Genomic DNA, 16,428 nt, shown 5'->3' with positions numbered 1-16,428 from the left:
AAGTCGGGAGGGCAAAAACGCTTAGCGCGCCGCTTCGTAAATGCGACGGCTCACGTCCAGCGTAATGTCGCCGTGCTCGCCCAGGTGGGTCATGCCGTGCTCTTCGAGTTTCGCCAGCAGGGCAGGGATGGAGCTGCCATCCAGACCGTAGCCGGACAGACGCGTTGGCACGCCCAGGCCTTCAAAGAAGCTGCGGGTTGCTTCGATGGCGGCATCAATACGCGCATCGTCAGAACCCTCGGTGATGTTCCACACGCGCTCGGCGTACTGCAGCAGCTTGGCGCGCTTGGTGTCGCGTTTTTCGTTCCACAGGGCAGGCAGCACAACGGCCAGCGTCTGAGCGTGGTCCAGACCGTGCATTGCCGTCAGCTCGTGGCCCAGCATGTGGGTTGCCCAGTCCTGCGGCACGCCAGCCCCGATCAGACCGTTCAGCGCCTGCGTTGCCGCCCACATGACGTTGGCACGCACGTCGTAGTTTTCCGGCTCTTTCAGCGCTTTCGGGCCGTCTTCGACGAGCGTCAGCAGAATGCCTTCCGCGAAGCGATCCTGGATTTTGGCATCGACCGGATACGTGACGTACTGCTCAACGGTGTGAACAAAGGCGTCGACCACGCCGTTAGCCACCTGACGCGCGGGCAGGGTGTAGGTGTAAACCGGGTCCAGAATGGCAAACACAGGCTGAACGTGTTCGTTCATAAAGGCCTGTTTGTCGCCGGTCGTTTTACGGGAGATCACTGCACCCTTGTTGGATTCAGAGCCGGTCGCCGGCAGGGTCAGCACGGAGCCCATCGGGATGGCGCTTTTAATGTCGCTGCCGCGGGTTTCCAGAATGTGCCACGGATCGATGCCGTCAGCGTAGTGCGCTGCTGCCGCGATGAATTTGGTGCCGTCCAGTACGGAGCCGCCGCCGACGGCCAGCAGGAAGGTGATGTTTTCTTCGCGGGCGATTTTCACCGCGTTCATCAGCGTTTCGTAAGACGGGTTTGGCTCGATGCCGCCGAACTCACGCACGTCCAGACCGTCCAGCGCGCTATATACCTGATCCAGCACGCCGGTTTTTTTCACGCTGCCGCCACCGTAGGTGATCAGTACGCGGGCGTCAGCAGGGATCTGCGCGCGCAGATCGGCGATAGCGTCTTTACCAAACAGGATGCGGGTTGGGGTGTGAAGATTAAAGTTGTTCATTGCTCGTTCCCTTTAGTGGGTGAAAAACCGTGGTGGCGCAGAGGGCTACCTGATGCTGCACATTGTGGCCGCCCGGGGCTATCCTCTCAATGCACATTCCTGCCGATGTCTTGCCCATTTCTACAGAGCGCTGGAGAAAGCGCGGAAAAGCACGCACACTGTTAACGTCGGAAACCGTACCCGGAGTAACGTAATATGAACCGTGAAGCGATCTGCCATCAGCTCACTGCGCAGATTAAGAGACTGATAGATAACGAAAATGGCGTCAGTGGCCTGCTTCCTGACATTCGCCTGCTTTATGGCACGCAGCCCGGGACGCGCACGCCGGTCATGTACCAGCCGGGCATCGTTTTTCTCTTCTCGGGCCATAAAATTGGCTATATCAACGAGCGCGTGTTCCGCTACGACACCAATGAATATCTGCTCCTGACAGTACCTTTACCCTTCGAATGTGAAACCTTCGCGACAGAGGCCGTTCCGCTGGCCGGTATTCGCGTCAACGTCGATATTCTTCAGCTGCAGGAGCTGCTGATGGAGATAGGTGAAGACGAGTTCTTCCAGCCTTCGATGGCGTCGAGCGGGATTAACTCGGCGACGCTGTCGGAGGAGATCCTCTGCGCCATTGAGCGTCTGCTGGACGTGATGGAGAGGCCGCTGGACGCGCGTATTCTGGGCAAGCAGATTATCCGCGAAATTCTCTACCATGTGCTGCTGGGCCCAGGGGGCGGGGCGTTACTGGCTCTGGTGAGCCGACAGACCCACTTCAGCCTGATAAGCCGCGTGCTCAAGCGTATCGAAAGCCAGTACACGGAAAACCTCAGCGTCGACCAGCTGGCGGCGGAAGCGAACATGAGCGTCTCGGCGTTTCACCATAATTTTAAATCGGTGACCAGCACCTCGCCGCTGCAGTACCTCAAAACCTACCGTTTGCATAAGGCGCGGATGCTGATGATCCACGACGGCATGAAGGCCAGCGCAGCGGCAATGCGGGTGGGTTACGAAAGCGCGTCGCAGTTCAGTAGGGAGTTTAAGCGCTATTTCGGCGTTACGCCGGGAGAAGATGCATCACGCATCCGAACCATGCAGGGAGCTTAGGCTTTTTCCCCTCTCCCCTATGGGGAGAGGGTCAGGGTGAGGGGATCAGGCGCTGCAGTACTTCTTCTTAATCACTACCGCAATAGTCCCCACCAGTCCCGCTACCAGCAGGAACATCGGCAGCACCATCAGGAAGGTCATCACCTGATCTTCGTGGTGTTTCACAAAGGGGATCATATTTAGCGCGTAGCCGAGGGTGGTGACTACACCCACCCACAGCAGGGCGCTCAGCCAGTTGAAGAACTGGAAGCGGCGGTTTGACAGACCGGAAATGCCCGCCATGGTAGGCAGAAGCGTGCGAACAAACGCCAGGAAACGCCCCGCCAGCAGCGCCAGCAGGCCATGCCGGTCGAACATGCAGGTCGCACGCTGATGATATTTATGCGGCAGCTGCGCCAGCCAGCCTTTCACGACGCGGGTATTCCCCAGCCAGCGGCCCTGCAGATAGCTCAACCAGCAGCCCAGGCTGGCTGCGGAGGTGAGAATAACCATCGTTGACGTGAAGTCCATAACGCCTTTGCCGATTAACGCCCCGGCAAGTAAAAGCAGGCTGTCACCGGGTAAAAAAGAGGCTGGCAGTAATCCATTTTCCAGAAACAGAGTTGCGAACATCACGAGGTAAACGATACCGACGACGTGAGGATCCGCCAGCGCGGCAAAGTCGTGTTGCCAGAGCGCCGCGATAATATCTTGAATAACAGCCATGGACTTTCCTGTGGAACAGCAGATATAGCGCTATTGTACTCCCTTATTCGCCCGTCGGGTTTGATCCCGGGCGCAACTCATGCAGACTTTTCTGCTTGCGGTGTCCACAAAAGCGTCCAGGGAGTACATTTTCAGCCAGCACTCTACACGATACGCTCGAACCCTGCTGCTAAATCGGCAATCAGATCGTCAACATTTTCTAAACCGATATGCAGTCGAATCAGGGTACCGCTGAAGTCCACTTCTCCGCCGGGACGCAGAGCCGCAACCTGTTCCGGCTGGTTAGGCAGGATCAGGGATTCAAAACCGCCCCAGGAGTAGGCCATGCTGAAGAGGGTAAAATTATCCAGATAGCTCGCCAGCTCGTCGTTATTCAGCCGTTTTTTCAGCACGAACGAGAACAGCCCGCTGCTGCCCGTAAAGTCACGTTGCCAGAATTCGTGGCCTTTACTGCCCGGTAGCGCGGGGTGATTAACGCGCTCAACCAGCGGATGCTGCGCCAGCCATTCGGCCACTTTCAGGCTGCTTTCATGGTGCTGACGCAGGCGAACGCCCAGCGTGCGGATACCGCGGCTGGTCATGTAGGCCGTGTCCGCGTCCACCATCTGGCCCATCAGGTAGGCATTTTCACGCAGCTGATCCCAGCAGCGCGCGTTGGAAACCGCCGTGCCAATCATGCCGTCAGAGTGGCCTATCAGGTACTTCGTCGCCGCCTGAATCGAGATATCAATGTCGAATTCCAGCGCCTTAAACAGCACGCCTGCCGCCCAGGTATTGTCGATCATGATAATCGCCTCTGGCGCTTTGCTGCGCACGGCCTTCACGATGGCAGGGACGTCGTGCACTTCCATGGTGAGTGACCCCGGAGATTCCAGGAACACAATGCGCGTGTTTGGCTGAATAAGTTCGGCAATGCCTTCACCGATCAGCGGGTCAAACCAGCCGGTGGTCACGCCGAGCTTGCTGAGGATTTTGGTGCAGAAGTCCTGGCTGGGCTCATAGGCGGTGTTGGTCATCAGGATGTGATCGCCCTGTTCCACAAACGCCAGAATGGTGTTGGCGACCGCCGCCGCGCCGCAGGGGAATAATGCGCAGCCCGCGCCGCCTTCCAGCTCGCACATCGCCTCCTGCAGAGAAAAATGGGTTAGCGTGCCGCGACGGCCATAAAACAGCCCGCCTTTCGCGCGGTTGCGCGTGGCGATTTTTTTCTCCTCAACGGTATCAAACACCAGCGAGGAGGCTCGTTGAATCACGCTGTTGACCGATCCCTGCGTATATTTTTTGCTGCGTCCTGCCTGTACCAGCGTGGTATCAAGATGCTTTTTTGTCATGTTCGCTAACCCTGTTTTTATACGTCTGGACGTCCAGACTACCACGATTGAAAAAAACTGCACCCCGAGGCTTATCGAATAAGCAGAAAATATTAGCAAAAATTCGCATAAGAAATTTTTACTGCGTAAGCGCAAGGAAAGTGAACGAAAATTGCGGCACCATGTAAATACTAATGAGAACGACTATCAATTCGACGACGTTTTGATATTATTACGCTCAGATTTTGTGATTTGCGTCCTGGAGATACAGAGTGGGTAATAATTTGATGCAGACGGATCTCTCCGTTTGGGGCATGTATCAGCATGCTGACATCGTGGTTAAGATTGTGATGATCGGCCTGATTCTGGCGTCCGTTGTCACCTGGGCTATTTTCTTCAGCAAGAGCGCCGAGCTGCTTTCGCAGAAGCGTCGCCTCAAGCGGGAACAATTGCAGCTGGCTGAAGCCCGCTCTCTGGATCAGGCTTCGGACATGACCTCATCCTTCCACGCGAAAAGCCTGACCAGCATGTTAGTTAATGAAGCACAGAACGAGCTGGAACTCTCCGCAGGCAGTGAAGATAACGAAGGCATTAAAGAGCGTACCGGTTTCCGCCTGGAGCGTCGCGTTGCGGCCGTGGGGCGCCATATGGGCCGCGGCAATGGTTATCTGGCGACCATCGGTGCGATTTCTCCGTTCGTCGGCCTGTTCGGTACGGTCTGGGGCATCATGAACAGCTTTATCGGCATCGCGCAGACTCAAACGACTAACCTGGCGGTCGTGGCGCCGGGCATCGCGGAAGCGCTGCTGGCGACGGCAATCGGTCTGGTTGCGGCTATCCCGGCGGTGGTTATCTACAACATCTTCGCGCGTATGATTGGCAGCTACAAAGCCACGCTGGGTGACGTTGCCGCGCAGGTTTTGCTGCTGCAAAGTCGCGATCTCGACCTGAATGCCAGCTCGGTTAAGCCGGTGCATGCGGCGTCTAAACTGCGCGTAGGTTGATTGTATGGCGATGCGTCTAAACGAAAATCTGGACGATAACGGCGAAATGCATGAAATCAACGTGACGCCGTTTATCGACGTTATGCTGGTTCTGCTGATTATCTTCATGGTGGCAGCGCCGCTGGCGACGGTGGATGTGAAGGTGAATCTGCCTGCCTCTTCCAGCCAGCCCCAGCCGCGCCCGGAGAAGCCTATCTACCTGTCGGTGAAGGCGGATAAATCCATGTTCCTTGGGAACGACCCGGTGACGGCCGACTCCGTCATCCCGGCGCTGGAGCAGCTTACCGGCGGTAAGAAAGACACCACGGTCTTCTTCCGTGCGGATAAAACCGTTGATTATGAAACCATGATGAAGGTAATGGACACGCTGCATCAGGCGGGTTACCTGAAGATTGGACTGGTCGGCGAAGAGAAAGCGTCCTCGAAGTGATAAAGAAGCTGGCGAAAGCCGGCTTTTTTGTTTGTTGCTATGTTAAATCGTTATTATTTTCTGCTGTATATCCCCATTCTTCATATTTATTTATCAATAAAGCCATAATTAATAATCCATTGATAGTTAAGTAAATATCAGTATTCGGCTGCGCCATTAAAATATATCGTTTGCTGAAATGGCGTCGTGGAATATCCCCACTACGCTTAAAAAAGATAATAAAAAACAGACCTTCTTCGAAGGATCTTTTCACCTGCACAGCAAGAGACTCCCTATGGCTACGATGACATGGCTGTATCAGCACGCGCCTCAAAACGACCAGTTTTCGCTTTCCGCAATTCGACGACGCGCCGACAGGCTCATTCTGGTGCTTATCTGGTCGCTGTGGGGGATCTCGCTGGGTGTCGGATATATGAACGACAATATTGTGCAGGGGGCTATTGTCGGTACCTCTCTGGCCAGTCTATCGACGCTGCTGACGCTGCTGTTTCCCGGCGCGCTGCTGCTCCGCCTGAGCTCTGCTTTTGTGCTAATGGCCTTTTCCGCGTTGCTCATTCATCTGGGCGAGGGTGAAACCGAATACCATTTCTCAGTTTTCGTCCTGCTTTCCGCGCTGCTTGCCTGGCGAGACTGGCGGCCCCTGGTGATGGGGGCGGCGGTCATCGCGTTACATCATCTGGTGTTTAACTATCTGCAGGAGAATGACCTTTATGGCGTTGTGGTGTTCATGCACACCGGCTTTCATATGGTGGTTTTTCATGGTCTGTTTGTGGTGGTCCAGACCGCGATCCTGGTCCTGCTGGCGATACGAATGGAGCAGGACGCCCGCTCTGCGAGCGAGGTGGCAGGACTGGCGGGCGTGATTAACCGCGAACCTGGGTACCTCACGCTTGCCGTCGATGCGGTGCCTGCAGAGTCTCCTTTTGCCCGCACGTTCAGCCTGACGCTTGGCACCATGCGCGCCACGCTTGAGCAGGTCAGCGCCAATATTGGGCAACTGCTGGAGGCATCCCGCGCGTTAGGACAGCGCAACAGCGCGCTGTCGGAACGTACCGATCACCAGGCAAGTTCGCTGGCAACGGCGGCCAGTGCGATGGAACAGTTAAGGGCCGTCGCTACCCTGACCAGTGAAAAAGCCAGTCAGGTCAGGGAGGTGGCGTTCAGCACCAGTAACGTGGCGGAGCAGGGGGGCCATAACGTACGGCAGGCGATTGCGGCGATGGAGCACATTCGCGAGGAGTCGCAGCGTATTTACGCCATTCTGGAGCTGATTGACGGGATTGCGTTCCAGACAAATATTCTGTCGCTCAACGCCTCGGTCGAGGCTGCAAGAGCGGGCGAACATGGTAAAGGCTTTGCTGTGGTTGCCTCAGAAGTGCGTGTATTGGCCCAGCGCAGCGAGGGGGCAGCAAAAGATATCCGCCAGCTTCTGACCACATCGCAGGCGACCACGCTGCAGGGCGTCGAACAGGTTGAGCACGCCGGTATGACAATGAAGTCGATTATTGAGAGTATCGAAGGGCTTCGCTCTCTGCTGGAAGAGCTGTCGCAGATGAGCGAGCAGCAGCGGGCAAGCATTGCGCAGATGAACGATAGCATTGCCAGCATCGATGCCAGCGTGCAGGAGAATGTGCGTCACGTTGCGCAAACATTGCAGGTGGCCGACGCGCAGCGGCAGCAGACGGGTCAGTTAAAAGAGGCGATTGCCGTATTCAGATTTAACTAGCTTTTCGGTTCGGCGGGGGCGCTGGTGCCAGACGCCAGCGCGTCCTCATCCAGCGCAACGCAGGTGACGTTTGAAGTACGGTACTCACCGTCTGACAGCTTGCGCGTCAGGCGCAGGGTGGCAATTTCTCTGGCAAGCAGATACTGATAATTGGCCTCAAGACGTCCGAGAAGCTTCTCTTTCAGCTCTGGCCGCTGTTCAATGATGGCGTTCATCACGGCACCGTAAATTTCTTCTTTGACCTGTAGCGGATAAATATCGCGGCGATTCTGCCATTTCAGACGAACCAGCGTCGCCGGGATCGATACCAGGTCTTGTGTAATACGCGTCATCTCGTCATTTTTTGTGTTTCTTAGTGCGTCGAGATTTTGCTTTAAGATAAATTCATCACTTTTTTTATCATCTAAAGTCAAATAAACGTCGTTATTTTTAACTTCTTTTTTCACGTTAATCTTCCCCCAGGCTATAAAAAATTGGGTTGTTTTTCTCGCGTGTAATTAAGTTAAGCCAAATTTCATTGCCCGCCTCATTAATTTCTTCGGTTTTTTCGGCTATTATTTGACTTAGTTTCTGGGCATCTATTTCACCTTCGGCCTGCAGGTCATTCAGCAGGTGGACAAAGGCTTCGATTTTTATGGCGCGAAATAAGCGGTCTTTTATATGGCGATCGTGCTCTTCCAGCAACATATTTCGGGATTTGCCAGTTCGGGAAACACCAATTAATATATCGGGCTCGAAATCAGAGAGCTTTCTTTTCCCCTGAGTGAAACTGGCCTCTTTTTCTGCTTCCGTCGGTTGCTGTTCCACAGGCGTGATGTGGTACTTAGCCGGGACGAGATAGTCGGGCAGCATTTTTAATTTCCTTTAATTTCAACAGGGTGGGGTTGGTAAAGGCGTGAGATTCGTTGACAATATCATGAGGCAATTTTAAAATCAAAAAAAATGGAGCCAACCCATGAACAGCATCTTTTTTACGGTCATCACATTACTATTACTGACCGCTGGTGTTCTTTTATTGATGCAGGAGTTCAATAAAACGAAAGTGTCGAAAGACACCAGTGAACCCCCGCAACCTGAACTGATGACAAAAGAGGAAGGTGAAGACCATTTCTCTGTATTGATGAACTCCGTTACGCCTGTCTGGTACTGGCGGGTGAACCACGAATATATCGACTTTTTACACGCGACAATTAAACGCATGAAAATGTCGGAAATTAATGACACGCCCGGACTGTTTGAGGCGCAGCGTCGCTGTAGCGACCTGAATTCAGCGGTATATAAATATTATGACAATATCAAAAAGCGCTGCCTTAACGGCGAGAAGGTCTCTTATTCCGATCTGGACGTATTAAATTTGCGGCAGTGTTTTCGCGAGTTCAGCCTGGAAGCCTATCCTGAGCTGGTGGCGCTTGTCTGGCCGGAGTACGCACGTCCCGAGGTTAACCCGGACAACGTCTGAGTGACGTACCGTTGAGTTATTGCAAACAGTCAGCGCCGTTGAGATATACTGGGCGCTGGTTTCTTTTGCAAACAGGACTTTATGGAACGCTTTTTTGAAAATGCCATGTACGCCTCTCGCTGGATACTGGCCCCCGTCTATTTTGGCCTTTCGCTGGCACTTGTCGCGCTGACGATTAAGTTCTTTCAGGAAATCTGGCATGTTCTGCCGAACATTTTTTCCATTGCCGAAGCGGATTTGATTCTGGTTCTGCTGTCGCTGGTGGATATGACCCTGGTGGGCGGGCTGCTGGTGATGGTGATGTTCTCCGGTTACGAGAATTTTGTCTCCCAGCTTGATATCGACGAGCGTAAAGAGAAGCTCAGCTGGCTGGGCAAAATGGATGCTTCGTCGCTGAAGAATAAGGTGGCCGCGTCGATTGTGGCGATCTCCTCTATCCACCTGTTGCGCGTGTTTATGGACGCGAAGAACGTGCCGGATAACAAACTGATGTGGTACGTCATCATCCACCTGACGTTTGTGCTGTCTGCGTTTGTGATGGGGTATCTGGATAAGATCAGTAAGAAGTAAAGTACACTTACCCCTCACCCTAACCCTCTCCCCAAAGGGGAGAGGGGACTGCTCGGTGCGGCCTTTCTCCCTCTCCCCTTTGGGGAGAGGGCGGGGTGAGGGGTGAGGGCATCAGACCGCACTATTTATCCGACGACGCCTGCCACAGATTCAACTCCCCATCCGCAACATGCTGGTCAATCCGCTTGAGTTCGTCTTCCGTAAAGCGCAGGTTTTCCAGCGCCTGAACATTCTCTTCCAGCTGTTCCGGGCGGCTTGCGCCAATCAGCACGGACGTCACGCGCGCATCTTTCAGCAGCCAGCTTAGCGCCATCTGCGCCATGGTTTGACCACGGGCATGTGCCATCTCATTCAGTAAACGCAGGCTGCTCAGGTTGGCGTCGGTCAGCATCTTCTGCGTCAGGCCGCGCGCTTTATTCCCTTCGCGCTGCATGCGGGAACCCTCAGGAATACCGTTCAGGTATTTTCCGGTTAGCAGACCCTGCGCCAGCGGGGTAAAGGCAATACACCCCGTACCGTTTGCTTCCAGCGCATCCAGCAAGCCGGTCTTATCGACCCAGCGGTTAAGCAGGTTATAGGACGGCTGGTGGATCAGCAGCGGGATCTTCCACTCGCGCAACAGCTCGGTCATTTTTTGTGTGCGATCGGTTGAGTAGGAGGAAATGCCCACATACAGCGCTTTTCCGCTCTGCACGGCGTGGGCCAGCGCAGCGGCCGTCTCTTCCATCGGCGTGTTTTCATCCACGCGGTGGGAGTAGAAAATATCCACGTACTCGACGCCCAGACGCTTCAGGCTCTGGTCGAGGCTGGCGAGCAGATATTTGCGTGAACCGCCCGAACCGTACGGCCCTGGCCACATGTCGTAACCCGCCTTGGTGGAGATAATCAGCTCGTCGCGGTACGCGGCAAAGTCCTCACGCAGCAGGCGGCCAAAATTCTCTTCCGCGCTGCCCGCCGGCGGGCCGTAATTATTGGCGAGATCGAAATGGGTGATGCCGAGGTCGAAGGCTTTTCGCAGCAGTGCGCGCTGGGCATCAAGAGGCTGGACGTGGCCGAAGCTATGCCACAGTCCCAGTGACAGGGCGGGCAGGCGCAGACCGCTCTTTCCACAGTAGCGGTACTGCATATGTTCATAGCGGGTAGCGTCAGGGTACCAGGACATGATGTCTCCTTTTCTTATCGATAATTTTTTGAAACGTCGTTTTCATTCTGAACTTATCACATCACAAAGAGCGAAGATAATGGTTAACGGCGGCTGTGCGACCAGTGAAGCCACGCTAATTAAAAATGATCACAAAACGTTATAATTTCCCTCGTTCCTGCCGATAACGAGAGTAGTACTCGCCTCTGGGCGAACTCACCCTCACGGCAAGGAAGACTTATGAATATGCTCCGTAATTTCACGATCCGCTTCGTCATGCTGACGATTCTCGGGATCTTTTGTTTAATGTGGGCGGGTGTTGGCTTGTACAGCACCTGGTCCCTTTCTCGCGTAACGGATGGCAATGAAGTCGATCGCCAGCTGGTTAAACAGATGACGGTACTCAGCCAGGGCAACGATCAGTATTTCCGCTTTGTGACCCGTCTGAGCCGCGCAATGGAAGTTAAAGCCGCAGGCGGCACGCCGGATTTGGCCTCTGCCCAACAGGCGCTGGATAACATGGGCAAGAAACTGGCCGAGATGAAAGCCATTTCCCCTGGCCCAATGGATGAGCAGGTCTCTTCCCGGGTGATCGGCACCTGGCAGGCGCTGCTCGAACAGGGCGTCACGCCGCAAATGCAGCAGGCAAAGCTGGAGTCTCTGGAAGGGTATCGTCAGCAGGCCAACAACGTCACGCCACCGCTGAGCCGGGCATTCGGCGCGGCCGCTGAGGAATTTAACAATGCTGCCGCGAAGTCGCTCGACAGCACCCGCGTGGTGGTGGACGGCCTGACCAGCATGACCCGCACGGTGATAATCGTCGCCACGATTATCGGCCTGCTGATCCTGCTCTTCACCGACCGCTATCTGGTGGCGATGCTGGTCAAACCGCTGGACCGCATTCGCCAGCAGTTCCGCCAGATTGCCCAGGGCGATCTCAGCCAGCCCATTGAGCCGTTTGGCCGCAACTGCGTGGGGCAACTGGTGCCGCTGCTGAGCGCCATGCAGGACAGCCTGCGCGAAGCGGTCAGCACGATTCGCTCCGGCAGTGAAAATATCTGGCGCGGCGCGACGGAAATTTCCAGCGGTAACAACGATCTCTCTTCCCGTACCGAAGAGCAGGCGGCTGCGCTGGAAGAGACGGCAGCCAGCATGGAACAGCTGACCGCCACGGTGAAACTGAACGCGGAAAGCGCGCGTCAGGCCAGCCAGCTGGCCGATGTGGCCTCAACCACCGCCAGCCGCGGCGGCTCGCTGGTGGAAGAGGTGGTAACTACCATGAGCGGGATTTCGGAAAGCTCGAAGAAAATTGCTGAAATCACCAACGTGATCAACAGCATTGCCTTCCAGACCAATATCCTGGCACTCAATGCGGCGGTTGAAGCGGCGCGCGCGGGTGAACAGGGGCGTGGTTTCGCCGTGGTGGCAGGTGAAGTTCGCAACCTGGCAAGCCGCAGCGCCAACGCGGCCAAAGAGATTGAGGGACTGATTACCGACTCCGTTTCCCGCGTAGAGCAGGGGGCGCAGCTGGTGAGCGACACCGGCACCACCATGGATGCGATTTTGCGTGACGTGACGGAGGTGACGACCATCATGAAGCAAATCGCTTCCGCCTCCGAAGAGCAAAGCAAGGGCATTTCGCAGGTCGGGATTGCCATTACCCAGATGGACGGCGTCACCCAGCAAAACGCCTCGCTGGTTGAAGAGGTTTCCGCGGCGGCGGCGGCGCTGGAGCGTCAGACCGAAGATCTTCAGCGATCGGTGCAAAAGTTCCGCCTGACGGCATAACGCAACGTTGCAAGGCCGACTTGTGCGGCCTTGCATTATTAACGCCTTCCCCCTTCAGCGCGCGCTGAAACTGCTATTCTTTTGCTAACCCCCCTGACGTTCTGGGCTCTCTTCTATGAGGTGTTGCTATGAACAGCTCGTTATCCGTCGTCCCTGTTCTCTCTTTCATTTTTCTGATGCTGTTCTCGGTTTTTGCCAGTGCGACCCAGCAGGCGCAGGAACGGCGCGTGGCGCGTGATGTCAGGCAGGAAACCCGCGACGCGTCACGGCAGGTGAAGCAGGCCTGTGTGGCGAACAATAACCAGAGTAATCACGACTGCCGTCAGGACAAGCGTCAGATGAAACAGTCCGGAAGACAAAAAGCGCGGGACATTAAGTATTAATCAGATTTGCGAGACGGCTTCCGGGAATGCCCCTTGTCGCCTCGCGCTAATCGCAGTATCTTCTTGCCGCGCCTGCAAAATCAGGCGTCGGGATTGGAACCCTGAGTGACTTTATCGGCGACATGAGAAACTTTATGTCGTACGCTTTGCTGCACCTCAATGGTGGGCTGGCGGGGGCATCGTAAGATGCGCCGGTATCCGATAAAGCCGGTAGTTCCAACCTCGCACAGTCCACCGCCATGAGATTGGAACCTCTGACGGTGGGTTTTAAACCATTTATCGGAGGCTGCCATCATGGCTACAACCCCAACCCAGACACACGCGTTATTTACCACGCCGTTTTCTCATACCACCGATTTCACCGAGCTGGCGGACAACTGCGAGCACTACGCTTATTCTCTGGTCGAGTGTGACGACATCACCGAGAAGCTGGCGTTATGCGGGCGTCTCTCCACCTGTCTGGCACTGCTGCAATCCACGCTCCATGAACCTGTTCCGGCGCATTTGATCCCGCATTTTATCGTGAACGATCTTCCCGCACGGCTGCCAGCTTTCGAACCGGAGAGCGATCAACTTGGGCAATACTGCCAGGCCTTAACCCAGTTGCTGATCGGCCGCGCCCTGCCAGAGGAGATGGCGCGCGTGATAGAGGATTTACTGTGTGAACTGGTGGGATATTACGCCGATACGCTGAAAGCGCCGCGCTGGATAAATACGCCGGAAGGTCAAATCGCGATTAATTAATATTGTTTTATGTTGCCGGGTGGCGGCTACGCCTTGCCCGGCCTGCGTTATTATTTTCATGTGTTAATGTAACAATATATTTGGCATTTTCTGCACCGTAAAGGCAATGGGAAGTAATATAGCCTTAAGCTCCTCCCGACATAATTAATGTTCTTATTTTCTCGGAAATAATTCAGTCTATGAAAAAGCTCTATATTGTATTGGCCGCCATGGCAGGGTTGGCTATGGTCAATTCAGCAATGGCGCAAAGCGTCACCGTGGATGTCCCGAGCGGTTATAAAGTAGTGATTGTCCCGTCATCCACCACGGTTCCGCAGGCGGTAACCGTCGCGCCAGCACCGTCACAAACTGTCTATACCGCGCCAGCTCCGGTATATCACCCGCGTGCGCGCCATGTGGCGAGCGTGGCGGAAGGGATGGTGATTGAGCATCAGTACGACGATCATCATTGATGCTTCGCCCGGGTAGCACATCCGGGCCTATTTTGAAGCACCTCTCACGCTGTTGCGTTTAATCCTGCTGTTGCAATTCGGGAAATCGGGTTTCCCGTTGCAGATGCCACTTCTGCGATACGCTTAAATGAGGGGTTACCGTTTGGTGAAAGTGATTTGTAGAGTGATTCGCGGGAAATACCTGCACGTTTTGCGATGACGGTCATCCCGCCAGAGGCTTCAATGACATGCCGTAAAGCCAGCATGAACGCCTCATAGCCTCCAGGCTCGTCAATTTCAATGAAAGCCTGATGAAGATATACGGGCGCGAAATCCGGAGAATCTTTCAGGAGCTGTACCATTGCGTCATCATGTAGTACTGATTTAGCCATTGCGATTTCCTCTTATATTCTTCGCTTATAGTCGTTGAGGTACTCAACGGCCCTTTCAATATCTGCATTTTGCTTTTTTTTCGTTCCAGTCAATAACACCAGACTCACTGCGCCATCTGCCGGATCGGAGACTTCGCTGAAATAGACACGGTAACCCGGCCCCTGGTTAATTCTGAGCTCTGAAACGCTCTCTCTGCATGGCTTGCAATCACCATAGTTACCCGTTGACATTCTGGCGACACGCGTAGCAATCATGGCCTTTGCTATGGGATCTTTCACACTTCTCAGATATGCATCAAAAGGGTCGTACCCGTCAGCTGTGACGTAGTGTTTAACCTTAGCCATTATTGTAGCCTGTAGTTTACGATAAGCAAATGCATTGTAATCTTCAGGCTACGACAGGCAACTGTTCACAGGGTTGTGACAGTGGGGAAGATGTGATTTCTGAAAGCGGATCGCAAAAATTTGAGACCTTGTGCGGAGGGATTACTGCATAACAACGAGGCCGGGCTCGCAGAGCGCTGCCCGGCTGTATTTATCAGTGTGTCGCTTCACCAATCAGCGCGCCTGAACCGGCACCAACGGCCGCACCTTTCAGCACGCTCTTGCCGGTAACCGCCGCGGCACCTGCGCCCACTGCAGCACCTACCGCACCACCTTTACGCGCGGCTTTGCCTTTCTCACCGTTTTTGAACATGGCACCGGTGCCTGCGCCCACGACGGCACCGCCAACGGTCGATTTCAGATCTTTGCCCGTGGCCGCGCCAATGGCAGCCCCTGCTACCGCGCCAGCGGCGGTCTTGTCGATGGCCATTCCAGAGGTGGAAAAAATGAGGGCGCTGATAACCAGCGTTGTTTTAATAAGTTTCATAACAGATCCTTTGTGACTGCTGTCGGTTGAGACGTCATTTCTCACTCTCTGACGCTAGAAAAACGTCCAGATAGTGCCAGCAATACCGACTCAACCTTTAAGCTAATCATGCCCTGGATAAGGATCTTTGCTGCCGGGCGGCGAACCGCCCGGTCAGTCGTCACGCCTGACGTTTGTCTTCGGTATTCGTCTCGAAGTCGCTCGCCGCGTGGCGTTCGTGAAGCTGCTCGTTCAGCTCGCCGCTGGTGCGGTTAACGATGCGTCCGCGCTTAACGGCATGGCGGTTCGCCACGTCTTTCGCCCAGCGCTGCACGTTAGCGTACTTCTCTGCATCCAGGAACTCGGCGGCGTTATAGACGCTACCCAGCGCCACGCAGCCGAACCACGGCCAGATGGCGATATCCGCGATGGTGTACTCTTCACCCGCCACGTAGCGACCGCGCGCCAGCTGTTTATCCAGCACGTCGAACAGGCGCTTGGCTTCCATGGTGAAGCGGTCAATCGCGTACTCAATTTTTACCGGGGCATAGTTGTAGAAGTGGCCAAAACCGCCGCCGAGGAACGGCGCCGCGCCCTGCAGCCAGAACAGCCAGTTCAGCGTCTCGGTGCGTCCCGCCGGATCCTTCGGCAGGAAGTGACCGAATTTCTCTGCCAGATAGAGCAGGATATTGCCGGATTCAAATACGCGCGTTGGCGGGTTCGTGGAGTGATCACGAAGCGCCGGTATTTTCGAGTTCGGGTTCACGTCTACAAACCCGCTGGAGAACTGATCGCCCTCGCCAATGCGGATCAACCAGGCGTCATACTCCGCGCCCGTCACGCCCAGCGCCAGCAGCTCTTCGAGCATGATCGTCACTTTCTGACCGTTCGGTGTCCCCAGAGAGTAGAGCTGCAGCGGGTGGGAGCCCACGGGCAGCTCTTTCTCATGCGTTGCGCCGGAGATCGGGCGGTTGATGTTGGCGAACGCGCCGCCGCCGTTCTTTTTCCATTCCCACACTTTTGGTGGCTGATACGTGTTGTCTGACATGTTGGCCTGCCTTTTGAGTGATGTGTTGAGGCAGTGTAGCAGGAGATTTGTGAAGCGTTTAACGAACTGAGCGTAATCGATCTGCCGCTATTCCTTCCGGCGCTTATATATATCAAATCCGGCATAAGCTTAATCGAAAATCGCATTTTCATAATTAATGCGTAAAC

The 16,428-nt window shown here is 54.9% G+C and carries 21 protein-coding genes; 10 read left to right on the top strand and 11 right to left on the bottom strand.

Going from position 1 to position 16,428, the window contains the following annotated elements; genetic code table 11:
- Window positions 1-21: 21 nt before the first annotated feature.
- Window positions 22-1,185 carry an alcohol dehydrogenase gene (yqhD, locus tag GVO84_RS18995; protein WP_121424674.1) on the bottom strand — a complete coding sequence of 388 codons (1,164 nt, stop codon included), beginning with the start codon at window positions 1,183-1,185 and terminating at the stop codon, window positions 22-24.
- A 195-nt stretch (window positions 1,186-1,380) separates the two neighbouring features.
- Here yqhD and GVO84_RS18990 point away from each other — a divergent pair, with 195 nt between their 5' ends.
- Entirely contained in the window at window positions 1,381-2,280 is a 900-nt protein-coding gene (locus GVO84_RS18990) for an AraC family transcriptional regulator (RefSeq protein WP_159514909.1), read from the top strand.
- 45 nt (window positions 2,281-2,325) lie between these two features.
- Here the strand turns inward: GVO84_RS18990 and yghB are convergent, their stop codons facing one another.
- Window positions 2,326-2,985, bottom strand: a complete 660-nt coding sequence (gene yghB / locus GVO84_RS18985; RefSeq protein WP_159514908.1) for a DedA family general envelope maintenance protein YghB — start codon at window positions 2,983-2,985, stop codon at window positions 2,326-2,328.
- A gap of 143 nt (window positions 2,986-3,128) precedes the next feature.
- The gene (gene metC / locus GVO84_RS18980; protein WP_159514907.1) at window positions 3,129-4,316 is read right to left on the bottom strand and encodes a cystathionine beta-lyase; all 1,188 of its coding nucleotides are present in this window, start codon (window positions 4,314-4,316) and stop codon (window positions 3,129-3,131) included.
- 251 nt (window positions 4,317-4,567) lie between these two features.
- Here metC and exbB point away from each other — a divergent pair, with 251 nt between their 5' ends.
- Both exbB and exbD read left to right on the top strand, forming a co-directional pair.
- Complete coding sequence (gene exbB / locus GVO84_RS18975; protein WP_159514906.1) at window positions 4,568-5,299, top strand: tol-pal system-associated acyl-CoA thioesterase; 732 nt, start codon at window positions 4,568-4,570, stop codon at window positions 5,297-5,299.
- Between the two features lie 4 nt (window positions 5,300-5,303).
- The gene (gene exbD / locus GVO84_RS18970; protein WP_159514905.1) at window positions 5,304-5,729 is read left to right on the top strand and encodes a TonB system transport protein ExbD; all 426 of its coding nucleotides are present in this window, start codon (window positions 5,304-5,306) and stop codon (window positions 5,727-5,729) included.
- Window positions 5,730-5,766: 37 nt separating this feature from the next.
- Here exbD and GVO84_RS18965 read toward each other — a convergent pair whose 3' ends face one another.
- On the bottom strand, window positions 5,767-5,988 hold the full coding sequence (locus tag GVO84_RS18965) for a hypothetical protein (protein ID WP_147430008.1): 222 nt from the start codon (window positions 5,986-5,988) through the stop codon (window positions 5,767-5,769).
- A 15-nt stretch (window positions 5,989-6,003) separates the two neighbouring features.
- Between GVO84_RS18965 and GVO84_RS18960 the strand changes: the two genes are divergently transcribed.
- On the top strand, window positions 6,004-7,455 hold the full coding sequence (locus tag GVO84_RS18960; RefSeq protein WP_159514904.1) for a methyl-accepting chemotaxis protein: 1,452 nt from the start codon (window positions 6,004-6,006) through the stop codon (window positions 7,453-7,455).
- On the opposite strand, the gene GVO84_RS18955 is transcribed toward GVO84_RS18960, so the two are convergent.
- Both GVO84_RS18955 and GVO84_RS18950 read right to left on the bottom strand, forming a co-directional pair.
- Window positions 7,452-7,922 (bottom strand): cytoplasmic protein, encoded by a 471-nt coding sequence (locus GVO84_RS18955; RefSeq protein WP_201283100.1) that lies wholly within the window; start codon window positions 7,920-7,922, stop codon window positions 7,452-7,454. The two genes, GVO84_RS18960 and GVO84_RS18955, sit on opposite strands and share 4 nt — an antisense overlap.
- Entirely contained in the window at window positions 7,903-8,307 is a 405-nt protein-coding gene (locus GVO84_RS18950; protein WP_032659974.1) for a hypothetical protein, read from the bottom strand. Before GVO84_RS18950 ends, GVO84_RS18955 begins: the two co-directional genes overlap by 20 nt.
- 103 nt (window positions 8,308-8,410) lie before the next feature.
- Here GVO84_RS18950 and GVO84_RS18945 point away from each other — a divergent pair, with 103 nt between their 5' ends.
- A complete protein-coding gene (locus tag GVO84_RS18945; RefSeq protein ID WP_023309170.1) occupies window positions 8,411-8,914 on the top strand; it encodes an ESA_00282 family adhesion-associated protein in 504 nt (167 codons plus the stop codon).
- A gap of 81 nt (window positions 8,915-8,995) precedes the next feature.
- Entirely contained in the window at window positions 8,996-9,484 is a 489-nt protein-coding gene (locus GVO84_RS18940; RefSeq protein ID WP_047347852.1) for a TIGR00645 family protein, read from the top strand.
- A 121-nt stretch (window positions 9,485-9,605) separates the two neighbouring features.
- On the opposite strand, the gene GVO84_RS18935 is transcribed toward GVO84_RS18940, so the two are convergent.
- Window positions 9,606-10,646 (bottom strand): aldo/keto reductase, encoded by a 1,041-nt coding sequence (locus GVO84_RS18935; protein ID WP_159514902.1) that lies wholly within the window; start codon window positions 10,644-10,646, stop codon window positions 9,606-9,608.
- Window positions 10,647-10,865: 219 nt separating this feature from the next.
- Between GVO84_RS18935 and GVO84_RS18930 the strand changes: the two genes are divergently transcribed.
- The 4 genes from GVO84_RS18930 (at window position 10,866) to GVO84_RS18915 (ending at window position 13,992) form a co-directional block, all read left to right on the top strand.
- Window positions 10,866-12,413 carry a methyl-accepting chemotaxis protein gene (locus GVO84_RS18930; RefSeq protein WP_121424666.1) on the top strand — a complete coding sequence of 516 codons (1,548 nt, stop codon included), beginning with the start codon at window positions 10,866-10,868 and terminating at the stop codon, window positions 12,411-12,413.
- Between the two features lie 128 nt (window positions 12,414-12,541).
- Entirely contained in the window at window positions 12,542-12,796 is a 255-nt protein-coding gene (locus GVO84_RS18925) for a hypothetical protein (protein ID WP_159514901.1), read from the top strand.
- A 294-nt stretch (window positions 12,797-13,090) separates the two neighbouring features.
- The gene (locus tag GVO84_RS18920; protein ID WP_159514900.1) at window positions 13,091-13,540 is read left to right on the top strand and encodes a hypothetical protein; all 450 of its coding nucleotides are present in this window, start codon (window positions 13,091-13,093) and stop codon (window positions 13,538-13,540) included.
- A 179-nt stretch (window positions 13,541-13,719) separates the two neighbouring features.
- The gene (locus GVO84_RS18915; protein ID WP_159514899.1) at window positions 13,720-13,992 is read left to right on the top strand and encodes a hypothetical protein; all 273 of its coding nucleotides are present in this window, start codon (window positions 13,720-13,722) and stop codon (window positions 13,990-13,992) included.
- Window positions 13,993-14,036: 44 nt separating this feature from the next.
- Here GVO84_RS18915 and GVO84_RS18910 read toward each other — a convergent pair whose 3' ends face one another.
- The 4 genes from GVO84_RS18910 to yghU form a co-directional block, all read right to left on the bottom strand.
- Complete coding sequence (locus GVO84_RS18910; protein WP_023333393.1) at window positions 14,037-14,363, bottom strand: DNA-binding protein; 327 nt, start codon at window positions 14,361-14,363, stop codon at window positions 14,037-14,039.
- Between the two features lie 12 nt (window positions 14,364-14,375).
- Entirely contained in the window at window positions 14,376-14,708 is a 333-nt protein-coding gene (locus tag GVO84_RS18905; RefSeq protein WP_159514898.1) for a type II toxin-antitoxin system RelE/ParE family toxin, read from the bottom strand.
- Window positions 14,709-14,901: 193 nt separating this feature from the next.
- The gene (locus tag GVO84_RS18900; RefSeq protein ID WP_159514897.1) at window positions 14,902-15,234 is read right to left on the bottom strand and encodes a glycine zipper domain-containing protein; all 333 of its coding nucleotides are present in this window, start codon (window positions 15,232-15,234) and stop codon (window positions 14,902-14,904) included.
- Window positions 15,235-15,394: 160 nt separating this feature from the next.
- Window positions 15,395-16,261 (bottom strand): glutathione-dependent disulfide-bond oxidoreductase, encoded by an 867-nt coding sequence (gene yghU, locus GVO84_RS18895; RefSeq protein WP_159514896.1) that lies wholly within the window; start codon window positions 16,259-16,261, stop codon window positions 15,395-15,397.
- Between the last annotated feature and the right edge of the window lie 167 nt (window positions 16,262-16,428).

This window comes from Enterobacter sp. SM3 (assembly GCF_009811935.2).
Classification (GTDB): Bacteria; Pseudomonadota; Gammaproteobacteria; order Enterobacterales; family Enterobacteriaceae; genus Enterobacter; species Enterobacter asburiae_D.
The sequence above is the reverse complement of the archived record's forward strand: the minus strand, read 5'-3'. Positions and strand labels throughout refer to the sequence as shown.

Coding starts and splice junctions, on each gene's coding strand:
- yqhD (WP_121424674.1), bottom strand. CDS start 1,185: ATGAACAACTTTAATCTTCACACCCCAACCCGCATCCTGTTTGGTAAA.
- GVO84_RS18990 (WP_159514909.1), top strand. CDS start 1,381: ATGAACCGTGAAGCGATCTGCCATCAGCTCACTGCGCAGATTAAGAGA.
- yghB (WP_159514908.1), bottom strand. CDS start 2,985: ATGGCTGTTATTCAAGATATTATCGCGGCGCTCTGGCAACACGACTTT.
- metC (WP_159514907.1), bottom strand. CDS start 4,316: ATGACAAAAAAGCATCTTGATACCACGCTGGTACAGGCAGGACGCAGC.
- exbD (WP_159514905.1), top strand. CDS start 5,304: ATGGCGATGCGTCTAAACGAAAATCTGGACGATAACGGCGAAATGCAT.
- GVO84_RS18960 (WP_159514904.1), top strand. CDS start 6,004: ATGGCTACGATGACATGGCTGTATCAGCACGCGCCTCAAAACGACCAG.
- GVO84_RS18950 (WP_032659974.1), bottom strand. CDS start 8,307: ATGCTGCCCGACTATCTCGTCCCGGCTAAGTACCACATCACGCCTGTG.
- GVO84_RS18945 (WP_023309170.1), top strand. CDS start 8,411: ATGAACAGCATCTTTTTTACGGTCATCACATTACTATTACTGACCGCT.
- GVO84_RS18940 (WP_047347852.1), top strand. CDS start 8,996: ATGGAACGCTTTTTTGAAAATGCCATGTACGCCTCTCGCTGGATACTG.
- GVO84_RS18935 (WP_159514902.1), bottom strand. CDS start 10,646: ATGTCCTGGTACCCTGACGCTACCCGCTATGAACATATGCAGTACCGC.
- GVO84_RS18930 (WP_121424666.1), top strand. CDS start 10,866: ATGAATATGCTCCGTAATTTCACGATCCGCTTCGTCATGCTGACGATT.
- GVO84_RS18925 (WP_159514901.1), top strand. CDS start 12,542: ATGAACAGCTCGTTATCCGTCGTCCCTGTTCTCTCTTTCATTTTTCTG.
- GVO84_RS18920 (WP_159514900.1), top strand. CDS start 13,091: ATGGCTACAACCCCAACCCAGACACACGCGTTATTTACCACGCCGTTT.
- GVO84_RS18915 (WP_159514899.1), top strand. CDS start 13,720: ATGAAAAAGCTCTATATTGTATTGGCCGCCATGGCAGGGTTGGCTATG.
- GVO84_RS18910 (WP_023333393.1), bottom strand. CDS start 14,363: ATGGCTAAATCAGTACTACATGATGACGCAATGGTACAGCTCCTGAAA.
- GVO84_RS18905 (WP_159514898.1), bottom strand. CDS start 14,708: ATGGCTAAGGTTAAACACTACGTCACAGCTGACGGGTACGACCCTTTT.
- GVO84_RS18900 (WP_159514897.1), bottom strand. CDS start 15,234: ATGAAACTTATTAAAACAACGCTGGTTATCAGCGCCCTCATTTTTTCC.
- yghU (WP_159514896.1), bottom strand. CDS start 16,261: ATGTCAGACAACACGTATCAGCCACCAAAAGTGTGGGAATGGAAAAAG.